Raw genomic sequence first — 17,297 nt, 5'->3', positions numbered from 1 at the left:
TATAATTGGACTTCATCCAACAACGTTCTGAGGTCCGTCCGTGCTGCCTGCGCCCCCTGTCGAGCTCGCTCGCGCAGGTGTGGAGTACCCCGGAGGCGTCCGCGGTCTCGCGGACGTGGACCTGACCGTCGCGGACCGCGAGATCCTCGGCGTCATCGGCGAGAGCGGCGCCGGGAAGAGCACCCTCCTCTCGGTGCTGACGGGTGAGGTCGCCGCCACCTCCGGCGCGGTCAGCGTGCTCGGCCAGGATGTCGGACGGCTCGGTCGAACGGGGCTCCGCAGCCTGCGGCGCGAGGTCGGCGTCGTCTTCCAGGGCGTGCATCTCCTCGCGAATCGCACCGTGCGGCAGAACGTCGACCTCCCGCTCGCCCTCCGTCCCCGGAGCGAGCGGTCAGCCCAGGCCGTCGATGATGCGCTGCGCTTCGTCGGGCTCGACCACCGGGCCGACGCGTATCCCGCCCAGCTGAGCGGTGGTCAGCGCCAGCGCGTCGGCATCGCCCGCGCCCTCGTGACGCGCCCCCGGCTGCTGCTCTGCGACGAGCCCACGTCGGCGCTCGACGCGGCTACCGCCGGTGAGGTGCTCGATCTTCTGCGCGACGCCCGCGATCGCTTCGGGACGACCGTCGTGATCGTCACCCACGACCTCGACGTCGTCCGCTCGATCTGCGACCGCGTCGCCCTGTTCGACGACGGCCGGCTCGTCGAGATCCTCGCGGTCTCCCCGACCGCACGCGGCGAGCGCGAGACGTACCTCGATCGCGCGCGACGGGAGCTCGGCGCATGAACGACCCCGAGGACGTCCTCGCCTCGCTCGGAGCGTCGCTGGCCGAGCGCGGCGACGACCTCATCGAGGCCCTGGGCGAGACCGGCTACATGCTCGGCGTTTCGCTGGCGGCCGCCGTGGTGCTCGGCCTGCCCCTCGGCGCCGCCGTCTACCTCACCCGCCCCGGGGGCATCCGCCCGCAGCGGGTCGTGTGGACCGTCGCGAACGTCCTCATCAACGTCATCCGGTCCTTCCCGTTCCTGCTGCTGGTCGTGTTTCTCGTGCCGGCGACCCGGGCGATCTACGGCACCACCTTCGGCACGCCCGCTGCGACATTCTCGCTGTGCGTCGTCGCCGTCGCCGTGTACGGCCGGCTGGTCGAGCAGATCCTCCGCGAGGTGAGCCCCGGCATCCCCCGCGTCGCGCAGACCCTCGGGGCCACGGTGCCGCAGACCGTGTGGCGGTTCCTCCTGCCCGAGGCGCTGCCGGGTCTCGTGTACGCGCTGACCTCGGCGAGCATCAGCCTGCTGTCCTACTCGACCGTCCTCGGCGTGGTCGGCGGCGGCGGGATCGGAGACTTCGCTCTGCGGTACGGCTACCAGGAGTACGACGACGCGCTCATGTACTTCACGATCCTCGTCATCCTCGCCATCGTCCTCGTGATTCAAGCGGTCGGGCAGCGGATCTCGGTCCGCCTCGACCATCGCTGAGCGTCCGCCACCACCCCCATCCCACAAGGAGCACCATGTCCCCGCGCCGCCTCACCCTCGCCGCCACCCTCACGGCCGCCGCCGTCGCCTTCCTGGCCGGCTGTGCCTCACCCGCCGCACCGGGCGGTGAGCAGGTGCAGACGCTGCGGGTCGGCGCCGTCACCTCGCCCATGACCGACATCGTCGAGGCCGCGGCTGACGAGATCGAGGACGGCTACGCCATCGAGCTCGTCGAGGTCGCCGACTACGTCACGATCAACAAGATGCTCGCCGCCGGTGACATCGACGCGAACTTCTCGCAGCACGAGCCCTACATGCAGGAGTTCAACGCCGCGAACGACGCGTCGCTGACAGCGGTGCAGCCGGTCTACAACTTCACGATCGCGTTCTACTCGAAGACGATCGACGACATCGCGGACCTGCCCCAGGGGGCTACCGTCGCGATCCCGAACGACGCCTCCAACACCGGCCGCGCGCTGAAGATGCTCGCCGACGCGAAGATCATCACCCTCGCCGAGGGCGTCGACCCGTACGAGGCGACCGTGGACGACATCGCCGAGAACCCGAAGGACCTGCAGTTCCTCGAACTCCAGATCAACCAGCTCAACACGGCGTACGACGAAGCCGACCTCATCTTCCAGTGGCCGTCCCACATCGCGGCCCTCGGCCTCACCCCGCAGGACGACGGGCTGCTGACCGAGCTCGACGACCGCTTCGCCCTGCAGCTGGTCGTCCCCGAGGAGGACGCGGATGCCGCCTCCACCGCGGCGCTCATCGACGCGTTCACGAGCGACCCGGTGCGCGAGATCATCGACGGCAACGAGACGATCGAGGCCGCGTTCTGACGCGCTGACGCCGGCCGCGGCGCGTGCGGTGCGCCGCTGTGCGGAGGTTCGCGAGGAGATGACGCGTCCCGAGGGGCGGATCCCGGAATCCGCTCCTCGATAACCTCCATCTCCTCGCGAAGCGTCACCCGTCCGGCTGACGCCTCGGCGGTAGACTGGCTCGGCACCCACACTCAGGCACGCTCACACAGTGCCGCACATATCGCTCGAGGAGCCCCACCATGACGAATGCGCACATTCCCGACAAGCCCGCCCTGGAAGGCCTCGAGCAGAAGTGGGATGCCGCGTGGTCCGACGCCGGCACGTACCTGTTCGACCGCGACGCGGCCAAGGCGAAGGGACGCGCGGGCGTCTTCTCGATCGACACGCCTCCCCCGACGGCATCCGGCTCGCTCCACATCGGTCACGTGTTCAGCTACACCCACACCGACGTCAAGGTGCGCTACGAGCGCATGCGCGGCAAGACCGTGTTCTACCCGATGGGCTGGGACGACAACGGCCTGCCGACCGAGCGTCGCGTGCAGAACTACTACGGCGTGCGTTGCGACACCTCGCTCCCCTACGACCCGGACTTCACCCCGCCCTTCCGCGGTGACGCGAAGAGCCTGAAGCCGGCCGACCAGGTGCCGATCAGCCGTCGCAACTTCATCGAGCTCTGCGAGGAGCTGACGATCGAGGACGAGAAGCAGTTCGAGGACCTGTTCCGCAAGCTCGGCCTGTCGGTGGACTGGACGCAGACCTACCGCACCATCTCGGACGACACGATCCGCACGAGCCAGCTCGCCTTCCTCCGCAACCTTGAGCGCGGCGAGGCCTACCAGGCGATGGCGCCCACCCTCTGGGACATCGACTTCCGCTCGGCCATCGCGCAGGCCGAGCTCGAGGACCGCGACCAGCAGGCCTCGTACCACCGCGTCGCCTTCCACAAGTCCGACGGCTCCGGCGACATCCACATCGAGACGACGCGTCCCGAGCTGCTCCCCGCGTGCGTGGCCCTCGTCGCGAACCCCGACGACGAGCGCTACCAGCCGTACTTCGGCTCTACCGTCCGCACCCCGCTGTTCGACGTCGAGGTCCCCGTCCTCCCCCACCCCCTCGCGGTGAAGGACAAGGGCACGGGCATCGCCATGATCTGCACGTTCGGCGACGTGACCGACATCATCTGGTGGCGCGAGCTCGACCTGCCCAACCGCACGATCCTCGGCCGCGACGGCCGCATCATCGACGAGGCCCCCGACGTGCTCGTGACGGATGCCGCGAAGGCGGCGTACGCGGAGCTCGCCGGCAAGACGGTGTTCAGCGCCAAGAAGCGCATCGTCGAGCTGCTGCAGGAGTCCGGTGAGCTGCTCGAGGTGTCGAAGCCGTTCACCCACCCGGTGAAGTTCTACGAGAAGGGCGATCGTCCCCTCGAGATCGTCTCGACGCGCCAGTGGTACCTCCGCAACGGCGCCCGCGACGCGGAACTGCGCGACAAGCTCATCGAGATGGGCCGCGGGATGGGCTGGCACCCGGACTTCATGCGTGTGCGATACGAGAACTGGACCAACGGCCTCACCGGCGACTGGCTCGTCTCGCGGCAGCGCTTCTTCGGTGTGCCGATCCCGGTCTGGTACGGCCTCGACCAGAACGGCGAGCGGGACTACGACCGCGTCCTCACGCCCGACGTGTCGCGCCTGCCCGTCGACCCCACCACCGACGTGCCCGACGGCTACACCGAGGACCAGCGCGGCGTGCCCGGCGGCTTCGACGCCGAGCGCGACATCTTCGACACCTGGGCGACCTCGTCGCTGACCCCGCAGCTCGCCGGCGGATGGCAGCGCGACGAGGAGCTGTGGAACCTCGTCGCCCCGTTCGACGTGCGCCCGCAGGGGCAGGACATCATCCGCACGTGGCTGTTCTCGACCATGGTCCGCTCGGTGCTCGAGGACGGTCGCGCGCCGTGGACGGATGCCGCCATCTCGGGCTTCATCGTCGACCCCGACCGCAAGAAGATGTCGAAGTCCAAGGGCAACGTCGTCACGCCCGCCGACATCCTCGACGCCCACGGCACGGACGCGGTCCGCTACTGGGCGGCCTCCAGCCGCCTCGGCGCCGACGCGGCGTTCGACCCGCAGAACCCGACGCAGGTGAAGATCGGTCGCCGCCTGGCGATCAAGGTGCTGAACGCGGCGAAGTTCGTGCTCTCGTTCCCCGTCCCCGAGGACGCTCGCATCACGCACGCTCTGGACGCGTCGATGCTCGCGACCCTCGACCAGGTCGTCCGGGATGCCACGAAGGCGTTCGACGCCTTCGACCACGCCCGCGCGCTGGAAGTCACCGAGGCGTTCTTCTGGACCTTCTGCGACGACTACCTCGAGCTCGTCAAGGAGCGTGCGTACAACCAGGCCGACGCCGGTCAGGCGTCGGCAGCGCTCGCGCTCCGCATGGCCCTGTCGACGCTCCTGCGTCTGCTCGCGCCGGTGCTCTCGTTCGCCGCAGAGGAGGCCTGGTCGTGGTTCGAGGAGGGGTCGGTGCACACCGCCTCGTGGCCCGAACCGCTCGGCATCGAGGGCGACCCGGCCGTGCTGCGGACGGTGGGCGAAGCGCTCATCAGCGTGCGCCGCGCGAAGACCGAGGCGAAGGCCTCGCAGAAGACGCCGGTCGCGTCGCTGACCATCACGGGACCGGATGCCGCACTCGACGCCATCCGCTCGGCCGAGGGCGACCTGGCGGCCGTCGGACGCATCGCGCAGGTCTCGTACGCGACCGGCGACACGGTGTCGGTCGGCGACATCGTCCTCACCCCGCAGGAGGCCTGACATGCAGCTCGGAACCCGTTGGACCAGCGGCGACCAGCCGCCGTCCGCCGTGCCGGAGATCCTGCGAGAGCAGATCGCGGCCGTCGACGCCACGATCGACCAGGATCCGCTCGGCCAGCCCCGCCCACGATGGACGCTGACCTGGCTCGAGGGACGCCCGGTCGCGGAGCTCGAGACAGGGGTCGTCGTGCGTGTGGGCCGTGAGGGCGAGATCGTCGTCGGTCATCTCGACGACGACGGCATGGCCTGACGGGGGCTCAGCCGCGCGGATGACGCGCGAGGTGCGCGGCGACGTCGGCGCGGGTGCGCTCGACGTGCTCGTCGGCGGCTGACTGCGTCAGTGCCTGCTCGGCGCGCCGCATCATCCGTGCGGCCACGGCGCGCTGCACCGAGGCCGACGCCGCGAGCAGTGCCGCCTCGAGCCGGGTCGGACGCGCGGCGACGTCCAGCACAGGAATGGTGATCGTGGTCATCGTCCGTCTCCGTCCTCGGGAAGCTGGAACACGTCCACCCGGATGGTGAACGGCAGTCGGTCGGGCTCTTCTTCGCGCCCGCGGGCACCGGCGACGGCCTCGTCGACGACGGCGGACAGACGCTCGATGAGCGCCATGGCGTCATCGCGCGTGAGGTGGATGTTCGCGGTGGAGATCATCGCGGCGTCGTCCTCCTTGTCGGGCGACGCGATGCCCTCGCTGACGTGACGCATCAACTGCTGGTGCCGGCGACCGAGGAACTCGTTCATGATGAGCTGCGTGGCCGACCGGATGGCCGGCGACGCGAGGGCCTCGGGGCTGTCGAAGGAGACGGACTTGTCCGCACGCTCCCACCACCGCTCTCGCGCCGAACCCCGGTCGGGGATCTCGCGGATGAGGTCCTGTTTGGCCAGCGCCCGCAGGTGGTAGCTCGTCGCCCCCGACGACTCCCCCGTGCGCTCGGCGAGCGAACTCGCCGTCTGGGGGCCGTACTGCGACAGGATGTCGAAGAGCTGCACACGCAGTGGATGCGCGAGGGCACGGAGGGCCCCGGCATCCAATTTGCGGTCTTCGCGCACCTGTCGCTGTTGGGTCATGATGCAAAGATACCTTTGCATGGCAATCTTTGCAAGCTTTCCTTTGCAACGGTTCCTTCGCACGCCGCGGCTCCCGACCGCGACGTACGCTGGAACGATGACGGATGCCGCTGCCAACCCGCTCCTCTCGCCCTCCCCTCTCCCGTTCGATCTGCCGGATTACCCCCGCACCCGCCCTGAGCACTACCTGCCCGCTTTCGAGCAGGCGTTCGCGGCTCACCGCGCGGAAATCGAGGCCATAGCCGCCTCGACGGAGGAGCCCACGTTCGAGAACACGCTCGTCGCCCTCGAGCGCTCCGGCGAGCTGCTGGGACGCGTCGCACGCACCTTCTACACCGTCAGCTCCGCCGACGCGACGGCCGAGATCCAGGAGATCGACGAGCAGCTCGCGCCGCTCATGGCCGCGCACCACGACGCCGTCACCCTCGACGCCCGCTTGTACGCGCGGGTCGCCGCCGTCCACGCGCAGCTGAACGACCTCGGCCTCACCGGGGAGGACCGCTACCTCGTGGAGCGCACCCACCGCGAGATGACGAACGCGGGTGCCGGACTCGACGAGGTCGACAAGACCGTCCTCACGGAGCTCAACCAGCAGCTCTCCGTGCTGACGACGACTTTCGAGAAGAACCTCCTCGCAGACACCAACGAGCTCGCCGTCGTGTTCGACGACGCCGCGGAACTCGACGGCCTCACCGACGGCGAACTGTCAGCCGCGGCACGCAACGCCGCCGATCGCGGCCTCGACGGAAAGTTCGTCGTCACGCTGACGCTGTTCACGGGGCATCCCTACCTCTCCTCGCTCACGTCCCGCGCGAGCCGCGAGAAGCTGATGACCGCCTCCCGCTCGCGAGGGCGACGCGGCAACGAGAACGACAACCGCGCGGTCCTCACCGAGATCGTCCGGCTGCGCGCGGAGCGCGCCCGGGTGCTGGGGTACGACTCGCACGCGGCGTACGTCACCGCGGACGAGACGGCCGGTTCGCCCGAGGCGGTGCACGCGCTGCTGCGCCGCCTCGCGGTGCCGGCGGCGGAGAACGCCCGGCAGGAGCAGGCGGCACTGCAGGAGATCATCGACCGCGACGGCGGTGGGTTCGACCTGGCGGCGCACGACTGGGCGTTCTACACCGAGCGGGTCCGCGCCGCACGGTACGACCTCGACCGCACCGCGCTGCGGCCCTGGTTCGAGGCCGAGCGCGTGCTCGTCGACGGCGTGTTCCGCGCGGCGACCGACCTGTACGGCATCACCTTCACCGAGCGCCCCGATCTGCCCGCCTACCACCCCGAGGCGCGCGTGTTCGAGGTCCGGAACGAGGACGGCTCGCATCTCGGGCTCTACATCCTCGACCTCTACACCCGCGACTCGAAGCGCGGCGGGGCGTGGATGAACTCGATCCTCTCGCAGTCCGCCCTGCGCGGCACGGCGCCGATCGTCGTGAACAACCTCAACGTGCCGCAGCCCGCGCCCGGCAGCCCCACACTGCTGACCCTCGACGAGGTCACGACGCTCTTCCACGAATTCGGTCACGCGCTGCACGGACTGTTCGCGACGGTGACCTACCCGCACTTCGCCGGCACGGCGGTCTTCCGCGACTTCGTGGAGTTCCCGAGCCAGGTTAACGAGATGTGGATCTTCTGGCCCGAGATCCTGGCCTCGTACGCCCGCCACATCGACACTGACGAGCCGCTCCCGGCGGAGGTCGTCGCGAAGCTGCGCGAATCGGAGGCCTTCAATCAGGGCTTCGCCACCAGCGAGTACCTGGCCGCATCCTGGATCGATCAGGCGTGGCACAGCCTCGATGTCGAGGACACGGCATCCGAGATCGACGTCGACTCCTTCGAGGCGACAGCACTCGCCGACATCGGCCTCGACAATCCCGCCGTACCGACCCGCTACTCGTCGACCTACTTCGCCCACGTCTTCTCTGGCGGGTACAGCGCGGGCTACTACTCCTACATCTGGAGCGAGGTCCTCGACGCTGACACCGTCGAATGGTTCCGCGAGAACGGCGGCCTCACCCGTGCGAACGGCGACCGGTTCCGCGATCGCCTGCTCGGTGTGGGCGGGGCGAAGGACCCGCTCGAGGCCTACCGTGACTTCCGCGGTCGCGACGCGCGGATCGAGCCGCTGCTCGAGCGCCGCGGTCTCACGGGCTGACCGGGCTCAGTCCGCCGCCGAGCCGACGCGGTAGACGAGTCGCGCGAACTGTCCGACCGCCTCGGCCGACACGAGCCGCAGGCGGTCGGACTCGAGTCGACGCGGCAACAGTGGTGCGCCGCCGGTAAGGAAGACGGGCGCGACCGACACGGCGATCTCGTCGAGCGCGCCGACGTCGAGGAACTGACCGGCGAGGTCTCCCCCGCCGACGATCCAGACGTCGCCGTCGCCGGCGGCCTCACGGATGTCGGGAAGGACGGATGCCACCGGTCCCCGGACGAAGCGGATGTCGGCGCCCGCGGGTCTCGGCAGGTCCCGCGTCGTGAACACGAACGTCGGACGGTCGCCGTGGAACTGCGTCCACCGCTCGGGGTGGGCGAGGATGTCGGACTCCGCCAGCACCCACTCGTAGGTCGTCGATCCTTCGACGAGCACGGTCGCCCCGGACGGCAGGAGGGCGTCGTCCGGAGTGTCGCCGTCCTCGACGGCGAACAGCCAGGCGAGGGAGTTCTCCTCGTCGGCGATGAATCCGTTGGCCGTCGTGGCGGTGTCGTAGAGGATGCGTCCCATGACGGGGACGCTACCCCCGACCTACGACATCCGCGGGCGTCAGGCGCTCTTGCGCTTCTGGCGCAGCACGAGGGTGGGGGGCGCGCCGTCCTGGACGGCGGCGCGGGTGACCACGACCTTGTCGACGTCCTCCGCGGAGGGGATCTCGAACATGATCGGACCGAGGACGTCCTCGAGGATGGCCCGGAGTCCGCGGGCACCGGTCTTGCGGGCGACGGCGAGATCGGCGACGGCGCGGAGGGCGTCATCCTCGAACTCGAGCTCGACACCGTCCAGCTCGAACATCCGCTGGTACTGCTTGACGAACGCGTTCTTGGGACCGGTGAGGATCTCGATCAGCGCGGTCTGGTCGAGCGGCGACACCGTCGTGACGACGGGCAGGCGGCCGATGAACTCGGGGATGAGACCGAACTTGTGCAGGTCCTCGGGGAGGACGTCGCGGAAGACGTCGAGCTCCTGCTCCTTGTCCTGCAGCGGAGCGCCGAAGCCGACGCCGTGCTTGCCGACACGCGACGAGATGATGTCCTCGAGCCCCGCGAACGCGCCCGCCACGATGAACAGGACGTTCGTCGTGTCGATCTGGATGAACTCCTGGTGCGGGTGCTTGCGACCGCCCTGCGGCGGCACCGAGGCGACGGTGCCCTCGAGGATCTTCAGCAGTGCCTGCTGGACACCCTCACCCGAGACGTCACGGGTGATCGACGGATTCTCGGCCTTGCGGGCGATCTTGTCGACCTCGTCGATGTAGATGATGCCCGTCTCGGCGCGCTTGACGTCGAAGTCGGCGGCCTGCAGCAGCTTGAGGAGGATGTTCTCGACGTCCTCGCCGACGTAGCCGGCCTCGGTGAGGGCCGTCGCGTCCGCCACCGCGAAGGGGACGTTCAGCCGCTTGGCGAGCGTCTGCGCGAGGTACGTCTTGCCGCATCCCGTCGGTCCCAGCAGCAGGATGTTGCTCTTGGCGATCTCGACCTCGTCGGCGCGCTGCTCGGCGGACTGGATCGTGCTGCGGGCGCGGACGCGCTTGTAGTGGTTGTAGACGGCGACGGCGAGGGCGCGCTTGGCGGAGTCCTGACCGACGACGTACTCCTCGAGGAAGCTGAAGATCTCGCGCGGCTTGGGAAGGTCGAAGTCCTTGACCTCACCGTCGCCCGACTCGGCCATGCGCTCTTCGATGATCTCGTTGCAGAGCTCGACGCACTCGTCGCAGATGTAGACGCCGGGGCCGGCGATCAGCTGCTGGACCTGCTTCTGGCTCTTGCCGCAGAAGGAACACTTGAACAGGTCGGCGCTCTCACCGATGCGTGCCATGGTGTCCCCCTCAGGATCTCGTGCCGGTGGAGATGAGCCTAATCGCAGATCCGGGCACGGGGTGGATTGCGACGCGAGTGTGGACGACGACGCCCCGCCGACGGATCGGCGGGGCGTCGGGTGCCGGCATCACGCGGTGATGGCGGCGGGGGTGCGCTTGCGCGAGGTCAGGACCTGGTCGACGATGCCGTACTCGAGCGCCTCCTGGGCCGAGAGGATCTTGTCGCGGTCGATGTCTTTGTTGACCTGCTCGACGGTGCGGTTGGTGTGACGGGCCATCGTCTCCTCGAGCCAGGTGCGCATGCGGAGGATCTCCGCCGCCTGGATCTCGATGTCCGACGCCTGCCCGTGACCGGCCTCGCCGACGGCCGGCTGGTGCATGAGGATGCGGGCGTTCGGCAGCGCGAGACGCTTGCCGGTGGCACCCGCGGCCAGCAGGACGGATGCCGCCGAGGCCGCCTGTCCGAGGACGACCGTCGACACCTGGGGCGAGATGTACTGCATCGTGTCGTAGATCGCCGTCATGGCCGTGAACGAGCCACCGGGCGAGTTGATGTACATGATGATGTCGCGGTCGGGGTCCATCGATTCGAGGACCAGCAGCTGCGCCATCACGTCGTCCGCGGACGCGTCGTCGACCTGGACGCCCAGGAAGATGACGCGGTCCTCGAACAGCTTGTTGTATGGGTCCTGGCGCTTGTAGCCGTACGCGGTGCGCTCTTCGAACTGCGGCAGGATGTAGCGGCTCGAGGGCATGGCGACGCCCTCCGGGCGACCGAAAGTGGGGGTGTGCATTCTCTTCGTCCTCCGGGCGATCAGTTCTCGGTCCCGCCACCGCCGGCGACGTCGGCGGCGTGTTCGCGGATGTGGTCGACGAAGCCGTACTCGAGGGCTTCCTCGGCCGTGAACCAGCGGTCGCGGTCGCCGTCGGCGTTGATCTGCTCGACGGACTTGCCGGTCTGCGCGGACGTGATCTCCGCGAGACGGTTCTTCATCGAGATGATCAGCTGGGCCTGGGTCTGGATGTCGCTGGCCGTGCCGCCGAAGCCACCGTGGGGCTGGTGCAGCAGCACACGGGCGTTGGGCGTGATGTAGCGCTTGCCCTTCGTGCCGCTGGTCAGCAGGAGCTGACCCATCGAGGCGGCCATGCCGATGCCGACGGTGACGATGTCGTTCGGCACGAACTGCATCGTGTCGTAGATCGCCATGCCGGCGGTGATCGAGCCACCGGGCGAGTTGATGTAGAGGTAGATGTCCTTCTCGGAATCCTCGGCCGCGAGCAGCAGGATCTTGGCGCAGATCTCGTTCGCGTTCTCGTCGCGCACCTCGGAACCGAGCCAGATGATTCGGTCCTTCAGCAGCCGGTCGAAGACACTGGTCGCCATAAGGGGTTCAGCCATGGATGCTCTCCTGGATTCGTGTTCGTGCTTCGAATCTAGTGGCGCGCCCCGAGCGCCTCGCCCGTGTTCGCCGTGGGCATACCGGGGCGGGCATCCAGCCGCGCGAGCCCCGCGGACGCGGCCCGGAGACGCTGAAGGGCGGCGGGGCCGTGAGGCACCCGCCGCCCTTCGAAACGATCACTCCGCGTCGGCGGCCTTCTTGGTGGCGCGCTTGGCGGGAGCCTTCTTGGCGGGCGCCTCGGCGGCGTCCGCGTCGGCCTTCTTGGCGGCCGGCTTGCGGGCCGGAGCCTTCTTGGCGGCCGGCTTCTCCTCGGCTGCCTCGTCGGCGGCATCCGCCTTGTCGGCGGCGGCCTTCTTGGCCGGAGCCTTCTTCGCCGGAGCCTTCTTGGCAGGCGCCTTCTCGGCGGCGGGCTTCTCGTCGGCTGCCTCGTCCGCGGCGTCCTCTTCCTCGGCGGCGAAGCCGGCCAGGTCGACCTTCTTGCCGTTGGTGTCGACGACGTTCACCTTGCCGAGCGCGATCGCCAGGGCCTTATTGCGGGCGACCTCACCGACCATGAGCGGGATCTGGTTGCCCTCCTGCAGCGCGTTGACGAAGTCCTGCGGCGACATGCCGTACTGCGCCGACGACTGGATGAGGTACTGGGTGAGCTCCTCCTGGGAGACCTGCACCTCGTGCTTCTCGGCGATCTTGTCGAGGATCATCTGCGTGCGGAACTGCTTCTCGCTCGCCTCGGTGACCTCGGCGCGGTGCACGTCGTCCTCCAGGCGACCCTCGCCCTCGAGGTGGGCGTGGACCTCGTCCTCGACCAGCTTGGCGGGGACGGGGATGTCGGCCTTCTCGATGAGGGCCTCGACGAGCTTGTCGCGCGCGGCCGAGCCCTGCGTGAAGACGGCCTGCTCCGAGACGCGCTCGACGAGGCTCTCGCGGAGCTCGGCGATCGTGTCGAACTCGGAGGCCACCTGCGCGAAGTCGTCGTCGGCCTCGGGGAGCTCGCGCTCCTTGACGGCCTTGACCGTCACGGCGACCTCCGCCTCTTCACCGGCGTGGTCGCCGCCGACGAGCTTCGAGCGGAACGTGGTGTCCTCACCGGCGGTGAGCGACTCGACGGCCTCGTCGATGCCCTCGAGCAGCTCGCCCGAGCCGACCTCGTAGGACACGCCCTCGGCGCGGTCGATCTCGGCGCCGTCGATCGTGGCGACGAGGTCGAGCTCGACGAAGTCGCCGGCCTTGGCGGGACGGTCGACGGTCACGAGCGTGCCGAAGCGGCTGCGGAGCTTTTCGAGCTCGGCGTCGACGGCGACCTCATCGGTCTCAACGGCGTCGACCTCGATCGTGATGTCGTCGTAGGAAGGCAGCTCGAACTCGGGGCGGACGTCCACCTCGACCTCGACCTTGAGGTCGCCGGAGAAGTCCTTCGTGCTCGGCCACTCGACGATCTCGGCGGCCGGGCGGCCGACGATGCGCACCTCGTTGGCCGTGACGGCCTCGCGGTAGAACGCGTCGAGCCCCTCGCTGACGGCGTGCTCGAGGACGGCCTCGCGCCCGATGCGCTGGTCGATGATCGGCGCGGGGACCTTGCCCTTGCGGAAGCCCGGGATCTGGACGTCCTGCGCGATGTGCTCGTACGCGTGGGAGATGCTCGGCTTGAGCTCCTCCGGGGTGACCGTGATGTGGAGCTTCACCCGGGTGGGGGTGAGCTGCTCGACGGTGCTGGTGACCATGCCTGTCGTTCTCCTTGTCCGGCCGCGCACGCGCGCGTCCGTTCGGTGATCTGGGTTCGTGGGGCCGTTGGTCGGGGCGACAGGATTTGAACCTGCGGCCTCCCGCTCCCAAAGCGGGCGCTCTACCAAGCTGAGCTACGCCCCGGGCGCGCACGCTGGCGAGCGCCGAAAAACGGCCGTTGGTCAGTCTAGCCGACCATGTCGGGTACACTCGTCGAGGCGCTCATCGCGGCGCCGACGGGGATGTAGCTCAATGGTAGAGCCTCAGTCTTCCAAACTGATTACGCGGGTTCGATTCCCGTCATCCCCTCCATCGCCCTCACGTTCGGCCGCAGGTCGTGCGGGAGGGCAATCGTGCTGTCAGCCGGGCCGCACCCGGCCTCTGTCACACCGAGCTGTAGGCGACGATGCCCCGTCGCACCGCGTCGAGGGCCTTCCGCGCGGTCGTCGCGACATCGGCATCCGCCACGATCGACAGCTGGTCGAGCAGGTCGATCGTCTGCTTCGTCCACCGGACGAAGTCGCCGGCCGCCATGTCCGCCTCGGTGAGGACGACGTCGAGCGACGCTCCGCGTGCCCAGGAGTTCATGGCCTGCGCGAGGCCGGTCGCGATCGCCTCGGTGCCCGGTAGGTGGTGGGCCTGTTCGAGGTCATCGAGCCGGCTCCAGAGGTCCTGCGTCTTCGTGAGGGCTTCGCGGAACGGCCCGCGCGGCAGGCGGTACTCTCCCGCCTCGTCGCGGCGCGGCTCGTACACGAGGCAGCAGGCGAGGGCGGCGAGGCCGGCGGGGTCGAGCTCTCGCCACAGCCCACGGCGCAGGGACTCCGCGACCAGCAGATCGCGTTCGCCGTAGATGCGGCGCATCGTGCGCCCGGCCGCCGTCAGCGTGGCGGCCCCGTCGTCGTCGAAGGCGACGTAGTCCAGCTCGGCGAGCACGTCGATGATGCGGTCGAAGATCCGCGCGACGGTGCCGGTACGGGTCTCGATGTCGCGGCGCGTGCGATCGGTGCGCCGGCGCAACTTCCAGTATCGCTCGGCCCAGCGGGCGTGGTTCTCGCGATCGGGGCAGCCGTGGCAGGGGTGCCGCTGCATCCGGCGGCGCAGCGACTGGATCTCGTTCTGGCGTTGCTGACGGATGCGGGCGGGCGCCGTCCGGTCGGCGCGGTTGAGCTTCTCGGCGTCACTCAGGTCGCGCCGGATGCCGGAGTACTCGGCAAAATCGCCGCGGTCGCACGTCATCGACTTCTCGTAGCCCGCGAGGGATGCCTCGGCCTCCTTCACCTGCCGGGTGAGGCCCACGACGGCGCGGTCTGCCTGGAACTGCGCGAACGAGGATTCGAGGATCTCTCTCGCCCGCGGCCGGCCGAACTGGTCGATCAGGTTGACCGCCATGTTGTACGTCGGCCGGAAGCTCGAGTTGAGCGGGTACGTGCGGCGTGACGCGAGCGCCGCCACCGCCTGCGGGTCGAGCGACTCGGTCCACTGGACGACCGCATGCCCCTCGACGTCGATGCCGCGCCGGCCCGCCCGCCCGGTGAGCTGGGTGTACTCACCCGAGGTGATCGCGACCCGCGCCTCGCCGTTGAACTTCTCGAGCTTCTCGAGCACGACGGTCCGGGCGGGCATGTTGATCCCGAGCGCCAGGGTCTCGGTCGCGAAGACCACCTTCACGAGTTTGCGCTGGAACAGCTCCTCGACGACCTCCTTGAAGGCGGGCAGCAGACCTGCGTGGTGGGACGCGATCCCCCGCTCGAGGTTGTCGCGCCACTCCCAGTAGCCGAGGACGCCGAGGTCCTCGTCCTGGAGCGCCCGCATCCGCTCATCGATGATCCAGCGGATCTCGTCGCGCTCCGCGGTGTCGGTCAGCCGCACACCCGCGCGCCGGACCTGCTGCACCGCGGCGTCGCATCCGACCCGACTGAAGATGAAGAAGATCGCGGGCAGCAGGTTGGCGCGACCCAGCAGCTCGACGACCTGCGGACGGTCCATCCGCTCGATCCGCATCGCCGTCGACGGTCGTACGGGACGCTTACCGCCCCGGTGCGGGCGGCGCCTCTCCTGGTCGCCGCGCGAGCGGTACTCCATGGCGCGGCGATTGTTCTCGTAAAGGGCACCCTTGGGTGAGCGGATGCGGGTGAGCTCCTGGTTCACCTGTGCGGTCGCGACGCCGGCGCGGTCGTCGAACAGCGGCAGGAGGTCGCCGCGCACGAGGACGTGCTGCTCGAGCGGAACGGGACGGGTCTCGGAGACGATCACGGCCGTGTCGCCGCGGACCGTGTCGAGCCAGTCGCCGAATTCCTCGGCGTTCGAGACCGTCGCCGACAGGGAGACGAGGCGCACAGCGGGCGGCAGATGGAGGATGACCTCCTCCCACACCGGTCCGCGGAACCGATCGGCGAGGTAGTGCACCTCGTCCATCACGACGTAGCGGAGTCCGCGCAGGGCCGGCGAGTCGGCGTAGAGCATGTTCCGGAGCACTTCGGTGGTCATGACCACGACGCGCGCGTTCCCGTTGATGTTCGTGTCGCCGGTGAGCAGGCCGACCTCGCCCTCGCCGTAGACCTCCTGCAGCTCGCGGAACTTCTGGTTCGACAGCGCCTTCATCGGCGTCGTGTAGAAGGCCTTGTCGCCCGGTTCCCGCATCGCGAGGTGGATCGCGAACTCGCCGACGATCGTCTTGCCGGCGCCCGTCGGGGCGGCGACGAGCACGCTCCTCCCCTCTTCGAGCGCGTGACAGCCCTCGATCTGGAACGGGTCGAGGTCGAACCGCTGCAGGGACGCGAAGGATGCGGAGATCGGATGCCGGCGCTCCGACTGCGCGCGGGCGTAGCGTGCCGAGGGGTCCGTCATGCGACCGGACCGAGGAGCGCCTCGTCGCGCTTGCGTTTGCGGCGATCGAAGAGCATCGAGAGTCCGGCGGCGGCGAAGAAGAGCACCGTCAGGATGCCCGCGAGGATGAGCATGCTGACGACGTCGGCTGCGGGGGTGGCGGCTCCGGCGAACACCGTCGCGATGACGATCGCCACGCGCCAGCCCTTGATGATCTCGCGGCCGGTCATGACGCCGGCGAGGTTCAAGGCGACGAGGAACACCGGGGTCACGTAGGCGACGCCCACGACGAGGAGGAGTTTGAACACGAAGTCGTAGTAGTACTTCGCGTCGTAGAAGTTGGAGGCGCCGACGGGCGTGAAGCCGGCCATCAGCTCGACGAGGTGTGGAAGGATCAGCCAGCCCGTGAAGGTGCCTGCGAAGAACAGCGGCACCGCGGCAGCGACGAATCCGATCGTGTAACGGATCTCCTTCCGCGTCAGCCCGGGCATCAGGAAGGCCCAGATCTGCCACAGCCAGACAGGCGCAGAGATGAGCAGGCCGACGGCGAAGGAGATGCGGATGCGGAGGTCGAAGGCGGATGTCACCGTCGCGAACATCAGGGTCACGGCATCCTCGTCACCTCGACGCTCGGCGACGATGCGGATGGGCTCCGTCATCGCCCAGATGATGCCGTCCGTCAGGATGAAGGAGACGATCATTCCCACGACGAGCGCCGCGGCAGCGATCAACAGCCGTTTGCGGAACTCTCGCAGATGGTCGCCGAGCGACATCCGCTTGTCCCGGTAAGGGGCGTCGTCTCGCGCGGCGTCCCGTTCGGTGGTCGTCACTGAATCAGGATGCGGGGCCCTGCGGTGGGCCCTGCGCGGGCGGCGGCGTCAGCGGGGTGACCGAGGACGGCGCCGGAGGAGCCTGGTGGTTCGGCGTCTCAGCCGGCCCGTCCTCCTCCTTCATCGCCTTCATCTCGCCCTTGAAGACACGCGCCGACTGACCGACGCTCTTCGCAAGCGCCGGCAGTTTGGCCGCACCGAACAGAAGAAGGATCACCGCCAAGACGATGAGAAGATGCCAGCCCTGCAGACCGCCCATGAAAGCTCCTCGGGGTTGAAGTCTTTCCAGTCTAACCGCCC

General features: G+C 68.9%; 16 protein-coding genes and 2 tRNA genes. 7 read left to right on the top strand and 11 right to left on the bottom strand.

All coding sequences use genetic code 11. The features are described 5' to 3' along the window. Positions 1 to 79: 79 nt before the first annotated feature. The 5 genes from Q9S71_RS09025 to Q9S71_RS09005 all read left to right on the top strand — a co-directional run bounded on the left by Q9S71_RS09025 (position 80) and on the right by Q9S71_RS09005 (position 5,366). Positions 80 to 784, top strand: coding sequence for an ATP-binding cassette domain-containing protein (locus Q9S71_RS09025; protein WP_311861914.1), 705 nt, complete (start codon positions 80 to 82; stop codon positions 782 to 784). Next, on the top strand, positions 781 to 1,473 hold the full coding sequence (locus Q9S71_RS09020) for a methionine ABC transporter permease (RefSeq protein ID WP_311861913.1): 693 nt from the start codon (positions 781 to 783) through the stop codon (positions 1,471 to 1,473). The genes Q9S71_RS09025 and Q9S71_RS09020 overlap by 4 nt, the downstream gene beginning before the upstream one ends. A gap of 35 nt (positions 1,474 to 1,508) precedes the next feature. Continuing rightward, positions 1,509 to 2,318, top strand: coding sequence for a MetQ/NlpA family ABC transporter substrate-binding protein (locus Q9S71_RS09015; RefSeq protein ID WP_311861912.1), 810 nt, complete (start codon positions 1,509 to 1,511; stop codon positions 2,316 to 2,318). Positions 2,319 to 2,539: 221 nt separating this feature from the next. After that, entirely contained in the window at positions 2,540 to 5,116 is a 2,577-nt protein-coding gene (gene valS / locus Q9S71_RS09010) for a valine--tRNA ligase (RefSeq protein ID WP_311861911.1), read from the top strand. Between the two features lies 1 nt (position 5,117). Beyond that, positions 5,118 to 5,366 carry a hypothetical protein gene (locus Q9S71_RS09005; protein ID WP_217531501.1) on the top strand — a complete coding sequence of 83 codons (249 nt, stop codon included), beginning with the start codon at positions 5,118 to 5,120 and terminating at the stop codon, positions 5,364 to 5,366. 7 nt (positions 5,367 to 5,373) lie between these two features. On the opposite strand, the gene Q9S71_RS09000 is transcribed toward Q9S71_RS09005, so the two are convergent. Further along, complete coding sequence (locus Q9S71_RS09000) at positions 5,374 to 5,589, bottom strand: hypothetical protein (RefSeq protein ID WP_217531502.1); 216 nt, start codon at positions 5,587 to 5,589, stop codon at positions 5,374 to 5,376. After that, positions 5,586 to 6,185: an ArsR/SmtB family transcription factor gene (locus Q9S71_RS08995; protein ID WP_311861910.1), complete on the bottom strand. Its 600-nt coding sequence runs from the start codon at positions 6,183 to 6,185 to the stop codon at positions 5,586 to 5,588. The genes Q9S71_RS09000 and Q9S71_RS08995 overlap by 4 nt, the downstream gene beginning before the upstream one ends. Positions 6,186 to 6,282: 97 nt before the next feature. On the opposite strand from Q9S71_RS08995, the gene Q9S71_RS08990 reads away from it, so the two are divergent. Next, a complete protein-coding gene (locus tag Q9S71_RS08990; protein ID WP_311861909.1) occupies positions 6,283 to 8,340 on the top strand; it encodes a M3 family metallopeptidase in 2,058 nt (685 codons plus the stop codon). Positions 8,341 to 8,346: 6 nt separating this feature from the next. On the opposite strand, the gene Q9S71_RS08985 is transcribed toward Q9S71_RS08990, so the two are convergent. The 6 genes from Q9S71_RS08985 to Q9S71_RS08960 all read right to left on the bottom strand — a co-directional run bounded on the left by Q9S71_RS08985 (position 8,347) and on the right by Q9S71_RS08960 (position 13,485). Next, positions 8,347 to 8,910, bottom strand: a complete 564-nt coding sequence (locus Q9S71_RS08985) for a dihydrofolate reductase family protein (RefSeq protein ID WP_217531505.1) — start codon at positions 8,908 to 8,910, stop codon at positions 8,347 to 8,349. Positions 8,911 to 8,949: 39 nt separating this feature from the next. Further along, positions 8,950 to 10,218, bottom strand: a complete 1,269-nt coding sequence (gene clpX, locus Q9S71_RS08980) for an ATP-dependent Clp protease ATP-binding subunit ClpX (protein ID WP_064002236.1) — start codon at positions 10,216 to 10,218, stop codon at positions 8,950 to 8,952. 129 nt (positions 10,219 to 10,347) lie between these two features. After that, positions 10,348 to 11,013 (bottom strand): ATP-dependent Clp protease proteolytic subunit, encoded by a 666-nt coding sequence (locus Q9S71_RS08975; protein WP_311861907.1) that lies wholly within the window; start codon positions 11,011 to 11,013, stop codon positions 10,348 to 10,350. A 20-nt stretch (positions 11,014 to 11,033) separates the two neighbouring features. Next, complete coding sequence (locus tag Q9S71_RS08970) at positions 11,034 to 11,618, bottom strand: ATP-dependent Clp protease proteolytic subunit (protein ID WP_064002238.1); 585 nt, start codon at positions 11,616 to 11,618, stop codon at positions 11,034 to 11,036. Between the two features lie 177 nt (positions 11,619 to 11,795). Further along, positions 11,796 to 13,340 carry a trigger factor gene (tig, locus tag Q9S71_RS08965; RefSeq protein WP_311861905.1) on the bottom strand — a complete coding sequence of 515 codons (1,545 nt, stop codon included), beginning with the start codon at positions 13,338 to 13,340 and terminating at the stop codon, positions 11,796 to 11,798. A gap of 68 nt (positions 13,341 to 13,408) precedes the next feature. Beyond that, positions 13,409 to 13,485: transfer RNA gene (locus tag Q9S71_RS08960), tRNA-Pro, on the bottom strand. Between the two features lie 94 nt (positions 13,486 to 13,579). Between Q9S71_RS08960 and Q9S71_RS08955 the strand changes: the two genes are divergently transcribed. Then, positions 13,580 to 13,653, top strand: a tRNA-Gly gene (locus Q9S71_RS08955). 72 nt (positions 13,654 to 13,725) lie between these two features. Here the strand turns inward: Q9S71_RS08955 and Q9S71_RS08950 are convergent. The 3 genes from Q9S71_RS08950 to tatA form a co-directional block, all read right to left on the bottom strand. Beyond that, a complete protein-coding gene (locus Q9S71_RS08950; RefSeq protein ID WP_311861903.1) occupies positions 13,726 to 16,188 on the bottom strand; it encodes a DEAD/DEAH box helicase in 2,463 nt (820 codons plus the stop codon). Then, a complete protein-coding gene (gene tatC / locus Q9S71_RS08945; protein WP_217531542.1) occupies positions 16,185 to 16,940 on the bottom strand; it encodes a twin-arginine translocase subunit TatC in 756 nt (251 codons plus the stop codon). Before tatC ends, Q9S71_RS08950 begins: the two co-directional genes overlap by 4 nt. 61 nt (positions 16,941 to 17,001) lie before the next feature. After that, the gene (tatA, locus tag Q9S71_RS08940) at positions 17,002 to 17,256 is read right to left on the bottom strand and encodes a Sec-independent protein translocase subunit TatA (protein ID WP_217531510.1); all 255 of its coding nucleotides are present in this window, start codon (positions 17,254 to 17,256) and stop codon (positions 17,002 to 17,004) included. Positions 17,257 to 17,297: the final 41 nt, after the last annotated feature.

The organism is Microbacterium gawkjiense (genome assembly GCF_031932225.1).
GTDB lineage: Bacteria > Actinomycetota > Actinomycetes > Actinomycetales > Microbacteriaceae > Microbacterium > Microbacterium gawkjiense.
This window is presented reverse-complemented; position numbering and strand designations above follow the sequence as displayed.

Coding starts and splice junctions, on each gene's coding strand:
- Q9S71_RS08995 (WP_311861910.1), bottom strand. CDS start 6,185: ATGACCCAACAGCGACAGGTGCGCGAAGACCGCAAATTGGATGCCGGG.
- tatA (WP_217531510.1), bottom strand. CDS start 17,256: ATGGGCGGTCTGCAGGGCTGGCATCTTCTCATCGTCTTGGCGGTGATC.
- Q9S71_RS08970 (WP_064002238.1), bottom strand. CDS start 11,618: ATGGCTGAACCCCTTATGGCGACCAGTGTCTTCGACCGGCTGCTGAAG.
- tatC (WP_217531542.1), bottom strand. CDS start 16,940: ATGTCGCTCGGCGACCATCTGCGAGAGTTCCGCAAACGGCTGTTGATC.
- clpX (WP_064002236.1), bottom strand. CDS start 10,218: ATGGCACGCATCGGTGAGAGCGCCGACCTGTTCAAGTGTTCCTTCTGC.
- Q9S71_RS08990 (WP_311861909.1), top strand. CDS start 6,283: ATGACGGATGCCGCTGCCAACCCGCTCCTCTCGCCCTCCCCTCTCCCG.
- Q9S71_RS08985 (WP_217531505.1), bottom strand. CDS start 8,910: ATGGGACGCATCCTCTACGACACCGCCACGACGGCCAACGGATTCATC.
- Q9S71_RS09000 (WP_217531502.1), bottom strand. CDS start 5,589: ATGACCACGATCACCATTCCTGTGCTGGACGTCGCCGCGCGTCCGACC.
- Q9S71_RS09005 (WP_217531501.1), top strand. CDS start 5,118: ATGCAGCTCGGAACCCGTTGGACCAGCGGCGACCAGCCGCCGTCCGCC.
- Q9S71_RS09015 (WP_311861912.1), top strand. CDS start 1,509: ATGTCCCCGCGCCGCCTCACCCTCGCCGCCACCCTCACGGCCGCCGCC.
- Q9S71_RS08975 (WP_311861907.1), bottom strand. CDS start 11,013: ATGCACACCCCCACTTTCGGTCGCCCGGAGGGCGTCGCCATGCCCTCG.
- tig (WP_311861905.1), bottom strand. CDS start 13,340: ATGGTCACCAGCACCGTCGAGCAGCTCACCCCCACCCGGGTGAAGCTC.
- valS (WP_311861911.1), top strand. CDS start 2,540: ATGACGAATGCGCACATTCCCGACAAGCCCGCCCTGGAAGGCCTCGAG.
- Q9S71_RS08950 (WP_311861903.1), bottom strand. CDS start 16,188: ATGACGGACCCCTCGGCACGCTACGCCCGCGCGCAGTCGGAGCGCCGG.
- Q9S71_RS09020 (WP_311861913.1), top strand. CDS start 781: ATGAACGACCCCGAGGACGTCCTCGCCTCGCTCGGAGCGTCGCTGGCC.